We start from the raw sequence: 11,230 nt of genomic DNA, 5'->3' as shown, positions 1-11,230 counted from the left end.
GTAGAGATAGACTTTTTCGACTTTGGCGTCGGGACGCATCATGAGGTGCGGGCTCCGGAAAAGAATCGGGAGCACAGCATCGGGGATCAGGTGGCGGCTTTGAATGTGGGGTTCATGGAGCGCTTACTGACCAAGTCGCTTGTCACGAAAGTCCTGTTTTTTAAATACTATGGCGAGGACATCAAGCTTTATCGCGCAGCAGGTCGCCGTAGCCTGAATCAGCGTGTCTACAACAAGTTTAGAACCAGGATTCAAAACTTCGTCGATGGTGACAGGACGGAATATTTCGAACACCTGACTTAAGTCACTCGAGAGCTGCGGGCGGCCGAAGCTCTCGATTTTTATGCCCATTAATTTGATCAGGGTTTAACTGACATGGACGTTAAAGATAATCAAGTGTGCCTCTGCGCTGGTGAACTGGTGGTGTTTTCGGGTGGAGTGGAAACTCAGCTCAGAGAGGATATTTTGCACTCAAATCTGGCGGCTCAGCTCAGAGCCAACAAAGACCATCCAGGGTTCTCGGAGAGTGCCGAGTGGTATGCGGGTTTCATGATGGCGTTGGGTGTTTGTGGTTGGAAAGTTCACACTCAGGAGAGTCGCTCGTATGAACTGGAATTTCCTGGCGAGTTCTCTGTGACGGGAGTCGTTGAAAAAGAACTGACCGCTCATCTGCCAGTGACGCACGTTGTAGCTGTTCTTCTCGGTCTCAAGGCCGTGGCCGAACTCCCTACCTTACGCAACCATACCATTAAGACGCAGCGGCTCGCGTCCTCTGAAACGGGTGGGCCATCAGCCACCAGGGTTCGGTTACTCATTGCTTTGTGCAATCACGGTTCGACGATGAATGTGCTGTTCCTGAGTTTTGAAACTTCAGAGGTTGTAGGGCTGAGTGCAGTTGATCAGCTTTTTTCCACTGACAAATTGTTGTCGAGCCTGTCGGTCAGGTATTGCTCGATGGAGCTCTCGCAAAGAGTATTTGCGAGGCAGCGAGACCGAATGACCCAGTTGCTTGAGCCCCATCAGTATTTGTTGTCAACAATTGCGCCCCAGATCCGTGAGGGGTGATGCATGAGCAACGAGGAGTCGCTATCGGCAGCCTTGTCCCACAAGGCTGCTGTCGTCGGTAAATGTCTGGTTTCTTTCACCCCGCAAATATCACCGCAAGACAAACAGGATATTCAGGATTGTTTGCTGTATGCAGAGCTGGCCGCTTCCGAAAAATATGATCAGGGGAAACTACCGAAAAAGTGGATCGACCATTATCAAGGACGGCTGTTGAAAGCAGGTTTTGGATTGAGATCCGTTATTTCGAGCGAGCCACGCAAGATATCAACCCCTTGGGAGTTACAGCGCTATTCCTTTGCGATCACCCGTGAGGCAGGCTCCAGCAGGCTTGCGCAGCTGTTACGTGAGAGCTACGAAGCACTTCAGCTAAACAGTTTTGCCAGAGCGTTCTTCAACGAGCAAATATCGACTGATAAGGCGGGGGTTTTCCAGGTGGCTCCCTGCGAGCAAACGTCGGCGGGGGAGGTCGTCCTGTTTCTGTGTGGAATGCATTACACCTCAACCACCACGCTGCGGGATTTTCTGTTTTGGACAGAAAGCGACTATGACATTGTGGTTCAGGCGATTGGTGGGGCGTTCACGTTCAACAGAGATTTATTCGCTGAAAATCGTCTGGGAGTACACAGGAAAATTGATGGCTACCAAAGGCGATTTATTCTGAAGCTGCAACCCTAGGGTGCATCAGGGCCTCGCCCTGATGCATGCCCGCATTACGGCACCAGATACCCTCTGACTCCAGTAAAGATAATCTGTGCCGCGAGCGCACACACGAACAACCCCATCAACCGGCTGACAATCTGCAAACCTTGATCGCCAAGAATGCGTTCGATGCGATTCGACAGGTAGAGCACCACGCCGACGGTGAAACTGGCCAGGGCGATGCTGAGGATGGCTGTAAGCTTGTCGTCCCAGTGTGGCTGGCTAACGCCCATGACCAGCAGCGCACCGATGGTGCCGGGGCCGACTGTCAGGGGTATGGTCAGCGGGACGATGGTCACGTCCTGCTGCACGTTGTCGGTCTGAATCGCTGATTTGCCTTGAGCCATACCCAGCGCCGAGATGAACAGCACACTCCCGGCGCCGATACGGAAGGCGTCCACGGTGATGCCGAACACGCTGAAAATCACCCGTCCGAACAGGTACAGCAAGACGCTGGAAACCAGGGTCGCGAGGGCGACTTTCCAGGCCAAGCGTCGGCGTTCCTTGCTGGAATAGCCGCGAGTCAGACTGATGAAGCAGGACAGAACGAAGAAGGGGCTATAGAGCACCAGCATCTTCAGGTAAACGCTGAACAGCACGTGGAGCATGGTTGGAGCTCGCAGCGAAGGAGGGCGTCGCAGAGTCTATCAGGCGTTGCGCAGTCTGTCGGCTCAGGAGGTTTGAGCCGTTGGCTGATTTTGCAAATCGCGTTGTGTAACCCAATGCTCGATTAACTCACGAAGTTGCGACAACTCGACCGGTTTGGCCATGTGTCCGTCCATGCCGGCCTGGCGTGCGCGCTCCTTGTGCTCGGTCAGAATATGCGCGGTCAGGGCCACTACGGGTGTGCGCAGGCGCTGGTTACCGACTTCCCAGGCGCGCAGTTGCTGCGTAGCGGAAAAACCGTCGAGGATTGGCATTTCACAATCCATCAGCACCAGGTCGTAACGCTGGGTTTTCATTGCGTGCAGGGCTTCTTCGCCGTTGCTGGCGGTGTCCGGTTGCAGGTTGAGCTTGCCAAGCATGCCGCGAATGACTTTGGTCGAGATGCTGTTGTCTTCAGCGACGAGGATGCGGAAATCGCTGGGCACCTTGATGGGTACAGGCGCGCCTGGCGCGTGATGGGGCACGACAAACCCTTTGTTGCGTTGGGTCAGCTCATCGGCCAGGGTGGTCTTGAGGGTGTAGCCGGCGACCGGTTTGGCCAGGATGCGTTTGACCCCGCAATTGCGCGCGATGATCTTGCTCGGCGCGTTGCTGATGCCAGTGAGCATGATCAGCAGAATATCGTGGTTCAGGCTCGGGTCTTCCTTGATCTTCGCCGCCAGCTGCATGCCGGTCATGCCGGGCATGTTCTGGTCGAGCAGGACCACGTCGAAGTAGTCGCGCAGGTGTGCCTTGGTCCGCAACAGGGCCAAGGCTTCCTTGCCGGATGGGACCGCGCTGACGTTCAGCCCCCAGGCGCTGCATTGCTGCACCAGGACTTTGCGGCAGGTGTCGTTGTCATCCACCACCAGCACTCGGGCGCCTTGCAGCGGGCCATCAAGGTCGCAGGTTGGGTGCTCAAGACGTTCCGGGTCCAGGGGCAAGGTCAGCCAGAGTGTGCTGCCGCTGTTGTTGCCGCTTTTGATTCCGAACTCACCGTGCATCAGCAGGATCAACTGGCGTGCGATGAGCAATCCCAGGTTGCCACCCAGGCGCGTAGCAGCGAGGAAGTTTTTGCTGTGCAATTCGGCGTGCAGCAAGGCATCGCGTTCGCTGGCGTCCATCGGTGCGCCGCTGTCTTGTACCGCGATGCGTAGCCGCGGTTTGGCACTGCGTTCGTCGAGGGCGACGACGATCAGGATTTCGCCTTCGTCGGTTTTCTTCAGCGCGTTTTCCAGCAGGCTCAGCAGTGTCTGGCGCAAGCGTGTGGGGTCGCCGCTGATCACCCGTGGTACTTGCGGTTGAATAAAACTGATCAGCTCGACATTTTGCTGCTCGGCTTTGGCGCGGAAAATACACAGGCAGTCTTCGATCAGGGCGTTGAGGTCGAACTGCACATCGTCCAGTTCGATTTGCCCGGACTCGAGTTTGGAGATGTCGAGAATCTCGTTGATCAACGTGAGCAGTTCGTTTCCGGCGCTGTGGATGGTCTGCACATAGTCCCGCTGTTTGACGGACAACGGAGTGCCCAGCAGCAGCTCGGTCATGCCCAGCACGCCATTCATAGGTGTGCGGATTTCGTGGCTGATTTTCGCCAGGAACTCGGCTTTGGCGTTGATCTCGGCGTTGCTGGCAGCCAGGTCGCGGCTGATGCTGAAGCGGTTTTCGGTGATGCTGCGTTGACGTTCACCCAGAGCGATGCTCATCAAAATGCCGCTGATGCAGATGAAGCCCAACAACGTCATGATCAGACCTTGCGGAGCCACCAGCGTCAGTCCCAACAGTGCTGGCAGAATGATCAGAGTACCGATGTTGAAAATCACCATGGCCACAACGAACAGGCGTGCCGGGCGGTAGCCTTTCTGCCAGTGATAAGCGGCGACGAACAGCATGCTCAAGCCAGCGAGGGCCACCAAGGCGTAGGTAATGATGTTCAGCGGCAGGGTATTGACGAATAGCAGCAGCAGGCTGCACACGGTGATGAACAGGATGTTGCCCAGCAACAGTTTGTTCAGCGGATGGGGCCCAAGGGGGGCGAAGAATCGGTAGGCGAACATCAGGCCGCAAGGCGCTGTAAACAGCAAGGCCAGATACGCGCCAGGCGTTTGTACGGCGTGCCAGTCCGGCAGCCAGGGGCCGACGAGATTCAGTAGCAGCAGCAGACTGAGCAGTAACAGACCTTCACAGGAGGCCAGCCATACGCTGCTTCGGGAACGGGTGTAGGCGTAGCGCGTCAGGTTATGCAGGATCAGCATCGCCAAACAGCCGAACAGCAGACCATAGATCAATGTCTGGCCTTGATCTGCTGCGGTCATGACCGCCGATTGCAAGGTGATGTAAGGACGTAGCTCGTGCTCGGAAACCAGCCGTAAATACACGTCGAGGGTTTTTTCACTTTGCGGCAGCGGCAGCATGAAGTCGCTGCTGGGCAACGGTCTCTCGGCCTGTGGCTGATCGGTGCCGGTGTTCACTTGCTCGATGAGCTTGTCGTCGTCGAGCACGTATAAATTAAGGTGAGCCAGATCTGGCGCGAAAATGCGCAGCAGTTGCTCGTGTTTGCCGGGCTGGAGTTTGAAGCGCAACCATAAGGCACCGTCTGGCTCGGCAGCGGTCAGCTGGTTCAGTTCGATCGGGCTGAATTGATTGGTGAAGCGCGGAGAACGGATGTCGCTCAGTTGCAGGTCGGCCGTTTCGTCGAGCAATATCGCCCACCCACTGCCTTGCGCGGCCTGAACCGGTAGCAAACAGAGCAGAGTCAGCAGGCTGACGGTGAAACCTATGGCAATCCTGAGCCAGCGCACGGCGAAATCCCTTCGTAGGTTGATGCCAGATTACAACTATGCGCGGGGCTGGAATAGTGCGGCAAGGGCCAAGGGCCCTTGCCTAGCCAAATGGATAGCTTATTCCTGATTTTCGCCACGCTCGCGGGCAATGGCTCGGTAGCCAATGTCCTTACGGTAGAAGCAGCCTTGCCAATCGATTTTGGCTGCCAGTTTGTAAGCTTGTTGTTGAGCCGCGTCGACGCTCTGACCCAAGGCAGTGGCGCAGAGCACTCGGCCGCCAGCGGTAACCACCTGACCATCTTTCAGTGCGGTGCCAGCGTGAAAGACTTTGCCTTCCAGTGTGGCCGCTGCATCCAGACCTTCAATGGCCACGCCTTTGGCGTAATCACCAGGATAGCCGCCGGCTGCCAGAACGATACCCACGCTTGGACGTGGATCCCATTGGGCTTCGACCTTGTCCAGCGCTTGAGCCAGAGCCGCTTCGATCAGCAGCACCAGGCTTGACTGCAGACGCAGCATGACCGGTTGGGTTTCCGGATCGCCGAAGCGGCAGTTGAACTCGATGACTTTCGGATTGCCAGCCTTGTCGATCATTAGACCGGCATAGAGGAAACCGGTGTAAACGTTGCCTTCCTCGGCCATGCCACGCACGGTCGGCCAGATCACCAGATCCATCACGCGCTGATGCACCTCGGCGGTGACCACCGGGGCAGGGGAGTAGGCACCCATGCCGCCAGTGTTCGGGCCGGTGTCGCCGTCGCCGACGCGTTTGTGGTCCTGGCTGGTGGCCATCGGCAGAACGTTCTTGCCGTCGACCATGACGATGAAGCTGGCTTCTTCGCCGTCGAGGAATTCTTCGATGACCACGCGTGAGCCAGCTTCGCCGAAAGCATTGCCGGCGAGCATGTCACGTACGGCGTCTTCGGCTTCAACCAGGGTCATGGCGACGATCACTCCTTTACCGGCGGCCAGGCCGTCGGCCTTGATCACGATCGGTGCGCCTTTTTCACGCAGATAAGCCAGGGCAGGCTCGATCTCGGTGAAGTTCTGGTAGTCGGCGGTCGGAATCTTGTGGCGAGCCAGGAAGTCTTTGGTGAATGCTTTGGAACCTTCCAGTTGAGCAGCGCCCGCGGTCGGACCGAAGCAATCCAGGCCGCGTGAGCGGAACAGATCGACAACACCGGCCACCAGTGGCACTTCCGGACCCACGATGGTCAGGGAAACATTCTTCTCGGCAAACTCTGCCAGCTGCTCAAGGGCCAGCACGTCGATAGCGACGTTTTCGCACTTGGCTTCAATGGCAGTACCGGCGTTGCCCGGAGCGACGAATACTTTTGCGACGCGCGGATCCTGAGCTACTTTCCAGGCCAGGGCGTGTTCACGGCCACCGCTGCCAATGATCAAAACATTCATTTCAAAAACCTCGGATGACGCTAATTCGGGGGACGCTGATCGTACCCACGCTCTGCGTGGGAATGCCTCTACGGACGCTCTGCGTCCGATGCCGTGGGACGCGGAGCGTCCCGGGCTGCGTGCCCACGCAGAGCGTGGGTACGATCAAACAGATTAATGACGGAAGTGACGCATTCCCGTGAACACCATGGCAATACCAGCTTCATCAGCCGCTGCAATCACTTCGTTGTCACGCATCGAGCCGCCTGGCTGGATCACCGCAGTGATGCCGACCTTGGCTGCGTTGTCGATGCCGTCACGGAACGGGAAGAAGGCGTCCGAGGCCATGACCGCGCCCTGTACTTGCAGACCGGCGTGTTCAGCCTTGATTGCAGCGATGCGCGCGGAGTTCACACGGCTCATCTGACCGGCGCCGACACCAATGGTCTGGCGGTTCTTGGCGTAGACGATGGCATTGGATTTGACGTACTTGGCGACTTTCCAGGCGAAGATCAGGTCGTTGATCTCTTGCTCGGTCGGGGCGCGTTTGGTCACTACTTTCAGGTCTTCGCTGCCGATCATGCCGATGTCGCGGCTCTGTACCAGCAAGCCGCCATTGACGCGCTTGTAGTCCCAGGCAGGTACGCGATCAGCCGACCATTGGCCGCAGACCAGCAGCCGCACGTTGGCTTTGGCTGCAACAATGGCGCGGGCTTCTTCGGTGACGCTTGGAGCGATGATCACTTCGACGAACTGACGCTCGACGATGGCCTTGGCGGTTTCAGCATCCAGCTCGCGGTTGAAGGCGATGATGCCGCCGAACGCCGACTCGGTGTCGGTCGCGTAAGCCAGTTCGTAAGCCTGACGGATACCACCTTCGGCGTCCGGGCTGACCGCAACGCCGCACGGGTTGGCGTGCTTGACGATGACGCAGGCTGGCTTGACGAAACTCTTCACGCATTCCAGCGCGGCGTCGGTATCGGCCACGTTGTTGTACGACAGTTCTTTGCCTTGCAGCTGGGTCGCGGTGGCGATGCCAACTTCGGCAGGCTTGGCCTCAACGTAGAACGCCGCGCTCTGGTGCGGGTTCTCGCCGTAGCGCATTTCCTGAGCCTTGATGAACTGGCTGTTGAAGGTGCGCGGAAACTGGCTACGGCCCTCAGTGCTGAGGGTTTCAGCCGCCTGGTTCACGGTGCCCATGTAGTTGGCGATCATGCCGTCGTAGGCGGCAGTGTGTTCGAAGGCCTTGAGCATCAGGTCAAAACGCTGTGCGTAAGTCAGGCCGCCGGCCTTGAGGCTTTCCAGCACCTGGCTGTAATCGCTGGCGTTAACCACGATGGCCACGTCTTTGTGGTTCTTGGCCGCGGAGCGAACCATGGTCGGGCCGCCAATATCGATGTTCTCGATAGCCGTTGGCAGATCACAACCTGGTTTGGAGATAGTGGCTTCGAACGGGTAGAGGTTGACTGCAACCAGGTCGATCGGCTTGATGCCGTGCTCGTTCATGATAGCGTCGTCGATACCGCGACGGCCGAGGATCCCGCCGTGGATTTTCGGGTGCAGGGTCTTGACCCGACCGTCCATCATTTCTGCGAAACCGGTGTAGTCCGCGACTTCCACTGCGGCCACGCCGTTGTCCTGTAGCTGCTTGAACGTACCACCGGTGGAGAGGATCTCAACGCCCAGTGCTTCCAGCTCGCGGGCGAAGTCGAGGATCCCGGTCTTGTCGGAAACGCTGATCAAGGCGCGGCGGATCGGCAGGCGGGTAGTCTGGTCGGTCATCTCAATTTCCATCAAAAGCAAAGGAGTCAGCAAAAAAGGCGACCGGTTTACGCGGGCGCCTTTCTGGTTTGATTGAATGCTTACAGCAGATCGTACTGCTTGAGTTTCTTGCGCAAGGTGCCACGGTTCAGACCGAGCAACTCGCTGGCCTTGGTCTGGTTACCCTTGACGTAGTTCATCACGCTTTCGAGCAGTGGCGCCTCGACTTCGGAGAGCACAAGGTTGTACACGTCCGTGACGGCAGCGCCCTCAAGGTGGGCGAAATAATTGTGCAGCGCCTTCTCGACACTCCCGCGAAGGGTCTGACCCTCTTCGCTCGGTGTATTGAGGTGCTGTTTCAAATTCACATTGTCGCTCACGGGTGTTGTTCCACTCACTAAAGTCTCGGTCATCATCGTCATGCGGCCACCCCTTCTCCGTCCCCTGTCACCAGGCTCTTGTATCGTTCGGCGAAAAACTCACGAACGTTGGCGCACTGTGCTTCCGTATCATCCAAACGATTGAAGTGGGCGCGAAACTCCCTGGCGCCCGGCAGGGTTGCGAGATACCAGCCCACATGCTTGCGAGCAATGCGTACGCCCATGACATCCCCATAGAAGGCATGCAGCGCGGCCAGATGCTCTAGCAGAATACGTTCCACCTCGAACAGCTCCGGTGCCGGGAGTGTTTCGCCGGTACGCAGAAAGTGTTCGATCTCACGAAAAATCCACGGTCGCCCTTGGGCGGCCCGGCCAATCAACAGACCATCGGCGCCGGTCGCATGGAGCACGTACCGGGCTTTCTCGGCCGAGTCGATATCGCCGTTGGCGAAGACCGGAATCGACACTGCCTGCTTGATCGCGGCAATGGTGTCGTACTCGGCTTCACCGGTGTACAGATCGGCACGGGTTCGGCCATGGACCGCCAACGCCGTGATTCCTGCCTGCTCGGCGATTTTCGCCACCGTCAGACCGTTCTTGTTCTCCCGGTCCCAACCGGTGCGTATTTTCAAGGTGACCGGTACATCGACTGCCGCCACGACGGCATGCAGGATCTCGCTCACTAACGCTTCGTCTTTCAACAACGCGGAGCCGGCGGCCTTGTTGCAGACCTTCTTCGCCGGACAACCCATGTTGATATCAATAATCTGTGCGCCCAACTCGACGTTGGCGCGGGCGGCATCCGCCAGCATTTGTGCATCACCGCCGGCGATCTGTACCGAGCGCGGCTCGGGATCACCTTCGTGGATCATGCGCAGACGCGATTTGCGACTGTTCCACAGGCTCATGTCGCTGGTGACCATTTCCGAGACTACAAGGCCTGCGCCCAACCGTTTGCACAGCTGACGAAAGGGCTGGTCAGTGACCCCCGCCATGGGGGCGAGAATCAAGCCGTTAGGCAATGTATATGGACCGATGCGTACCGCCGACATAGGGCTTCCCTGTTGTGGGGCCGGATCATTAGAGTTCGAAAAAGGGTTGGCATGATACCCGCTCTCGATGACCGGATAAAGGCCGAATTGGATAAAATCTGAACAGTTATTCGGTTATCGCCAGCAGTTTGGTTCGGCGCGCAAAGGTCAGAAAATCGCCGTCAATGCGCAGTCGTGGCGATTGACTGAAGCGTTTCACTCGGGCGAGTGGAAGCTCAGGCTGTAATTGACGGCTTTGGGGCCTGGATCAAGGATATCGAGGGCGATATGGATCGGCGTCTGTGGTGGCATTTCTGCCAGACCTTCAAGATCGCCGTTGAGGTATTCGCTCGGCTTGAAACGCCGGCTGGCGATCAGGTGCCCGTTGAGGTCGGCAAAGCGTAACTCCAGCAACGGGAACGGTTGAGAGAATTGAGCGCGATTGTAGATGATCGCATCGACCACCAGTGCGCCACTGAAATCCGGATGGCTGCGCACCACCAGATTGCTGCTCTTTATGCGGGCGATATCGACTTTGGACGGCACTGCGCAGCCGATTTTCGGGCACAGTTGCTGGAACCATGGCCGGTATTGGTCCTGGCGGGCCAATTCGTCGAAGTGATAGGCGATGTATTGACCCGCCAGTGCGGCGGTGCCTAGCAGAATCAGTAATCCCCAGAAGAAGCGCCTGCCCCAGGGTGAGCGGCGCTTTTGCCAATCAATGTGCACCGGTTCGTCGATGAGTTCATCTAACACATCATCGTGGACGCTAGGCTCTCTGTGTGCGTGCTTCTTGCGCGGTGGCTCGGCTTCCAGCATCTCTTCGTCGACATCATCGGTCGCCGACAGGCGTTCGTGATGTTCTTGTGCTGACGGCTCCAGGTCCAGGCGCATAGGCGGCGCCATGGGTTCGTCGGTCAGGTCGTCAAGTTCGAAAGAGAGAGAGGGTTCGGTGCGGCGGGGTTTGCCTGGTTCGACGGGCGGGACTGTCGGCTGGGTATGTGTGTCAGCTGGAAGCTGAACCGGCTCAATCGCTTCTGCACGTTCGGCAGCCGAGCCGCTGAACAGGCTGTCGGACCACTGTTCTTCCTCGTCGCTGGTGGTGTCCCGGCGCGCGCTCAGTGAATCTTCTTTGTGTTTACGCTCTTGGCCGAATTCCTTGGTTGGCTGGATTTCCCGTTGTTCAAGCTTGGCGAGTTCTTCGTCGAGGTCGAGGTCGTCCAGATTGAGTTCGGCGGCCGTCCATTGTTTCTGGCTGATGGCCCGCTGTGGCGGTGGTTCGACCGGTGTGGTCACGTCGGGTGCGACGGCTTCCTTGCCAGTGCGTTGCTCGAGCAACTGCCGTGCGGCGTTAAACACCTGCAGGCATGAGCCGCAACGAACCACTCCGCGGGCCACGCTCAATTGGGCGTGGCTGACGCGAAAGCTGGTTTGGCAATGCGGGCACTGGGTGACGAAGCTGTCGGTCATGCGG

At 57.8% G+C, this 11,230-nt stretch carries 10 protein-coding genes; 3 read left to right on the top strand and 7 right to left on the bottom strand.

Annotation, left to right across the window (positions count from 1 at the left end; translation table 11 throughout):
• The 3 genes from ACN1C3_RS28285 to ACN1C3_RS28275 form a co-directional block, all read left to right on the top strand.
• Nucleotides 1-303, top strand: a 303-nt coding sequence (locus tag ACN1C3_RS28285) for a hypothetical protein (RefSeq protein ID WP_419119026.1), incomplete at its 5' end; no start/stop codon positions are given.
• Between the two features lie 72 nt (nt 304-375).
• Nucleotides 376-1,065 carry a hypothetical protein gene (locus ACN1C3_RS28280; RefSeq protein WP_419119025.1) on the top strand — a complete coding sequence of 230 codons (690 nt, stop codon included), beginning with the start codon at nt 376-378 and terminating at the stop codon, nt 1,063-1,065.
• A 3-nt stretch (nt 1,066-1,068) separates the two neighbouring features.
• Nucleotides 1,069-1,740, top strand: coding sequence for a hypothetical protein (locus tag ACN1C3_RS28275; RefSeq protein WP_419119024.1), 672 nt, complete (start codon nt 1,069-1,071; stop codon nt 1,738-1,740).
• Nucleotides 1,741-1,775: 35 nt separating this feature from the next.
• Here ACN1C3_RS28275 and ACN1C3_RS28270 read toward each other — a convergent pair whose 3' ends face one another.
• The 7 genes from ACN1C3_RS28270 to ACN1C3_RS28240 form a co-directional block, all read right to left on the bottom strand.
• Nucleotides 1,776-2,372 (bottom strand): MarC family protein, encoded by a 597-nt coding sequence (locus ACN1C3_RS28270; protein ID WP_419119023.1) that lies wholly within the window; start codon nt 2,370-2,372, stop codon nt 1,776-1,778.
• Between the two features lie 63 nt (nt 2,373-2,435).
• Nucleotides 2,436-5,210, bottom strand: a complete 2,775-nt coding sequence (locus ACN1C3_RS28265) for a response regulator (protein WP_419119022.1) — start codon at nt 5,208-5,210, stop codon at nt 2,436-2,438.
• Between the two features lie 99 nt (nt 5,211-5,309).
• Complete coding sequence (gene purD, locus ACN1C3_RS28260) at nt 5,310-6,605, bottom strand: phosphoribosylamine--glycine ligase (RefSeq protein WP_419119021.1); 1,296 nt, start codon at nt 6,603-6,605, stop codon at nt 5,310-5,312.
• 153 nt (nt 6,606-6,758) lie between these two features.
• Nucleotides 6,759-8,366 (bottom strand): bifunctional phosphoribosylaminoimidazolecarboxamide formyltransferase/IMP cyclohydrolase, encoded by a 1,608-nt coding sequence (gene purH, locus ACN1C3_RS28255; protein ID WP_419119020.1) that lies wholly within the window; start codon nt 8,364-8,366, stop codon nt 6,759-6,761.
• A gap of 80 nt (nt 8,367-8,446) precedes the next feature.
• On the bottom strand, nt 8,447-8,767 hold the full coding sequence (gene fis / locus ACN1C3_RS28250) for a DNA-binding transcriptional regulator Fis (protein WP_003186237.1): 321 nt from the start codon (nt 8,765-8,767) through the stop codon (nt 8,447-8,449).
• On the bottom strand, nt 8,764-9,777 hold the full coding sequence (gene dusB, locus ACN1C3_RS28245; RefSeq protein ID WP_419119019.1) for a tRNA dihydrouridine synthase DusB: 1,014 nt from the start codon (nt 9,775-9,777) through the stop codon (nt 8,764-8,766). Before dusB ends, fis begins: the two co-directional genes overlap by 4 nt.
• A 195-nt stretch (nt 9,778-9,972) precedes the next feature.
• The gene (locus tag ACN1C3_RS28240) at nt 9,973-11,226 is read right to left on the bottom strand and encodes a DUF3426 domain-containing protein (RefSeq protein WP_419119018.1); all 1,254 of its coding nucleotides are present in this window, start codon (nt 11,224-11,226) and stop codon (nt 9,973-9,975) included.
• Nucleotides 11,227-11,230: the final 4 nt, after the last annotated feature.

This window comes from Pseudomonas sp. H11T01 (assembly GCF_048515765.1).
In the GTDB taxonomy this organism is placed as follows: domain Bacteria; phylum Pseudomonadota; class Gammaproteobacteria; order Pseudomonadales; family Pseudomonadaceae; genus Aquipseudomonas.
Note: the sequence above shows the minus strand (reverse complement) of the source record. Positions and strands in the feature narration are given on the sequence as shown.

Bases quoted from the DNA above. Each gene is read 5' to 3' on its own strand.
- purD (WP_419119021.1), bottom strand. From the start codon at position 6,605: ATGAATGTTTTGATCATTGGCAGCGGTGGCCGTGAACACGCCCTGGCC.
- ACN1C3_RS28280 (WP_419119025.1), top strand. From the start codon at position 376: ATGGACGTTAAAGATAATCAAGTGTGCCTCTGCGCTGGTGAACTGGTG.
- fis (WP_003186237.1), bottom strand. From the start codon at position 8,767: ATGACGATGATGACCGAGACTTTAGTGAGTGGAACAACACCCGTGAGC.
- dusB (WP_419119019.1), bottom strand. From the start codon at position 9,777: ATGTCGGCGGTACGCATCGGTCCATATACATTGCCTAACGGCTTGATT.
- purH (WP_419119020.1), bottom strand. From the start codon at position 8,366: ATGACCGACCAGACTACCCGCCTGCCGATCCGCCGCGCCTTGATCAGC.
- ACN1C3_RS28275 (WP_419119024.1), top strand. From the start codon at position 1,069: ATGAGCAACGAGGAGTCGCTATCGGCAGCCTTGTCCCACAAGGCTGCT.
- ACN1C3_RS28240 (WP_419119018.1), bottom strand. From the start codon at position 11,226: ATGACCGACAGCTTCGTCACCCAGTGCCCGCATTGCCAAACCAGCTTT.
- ACN1C3_RS28270 (WP_419119023.1), bottom strand. From the start codon at position 2,372: ATGCTCCACGTGCTGTTCAGCGTTTACCTGAAGATGCTGGTGCTCTAT.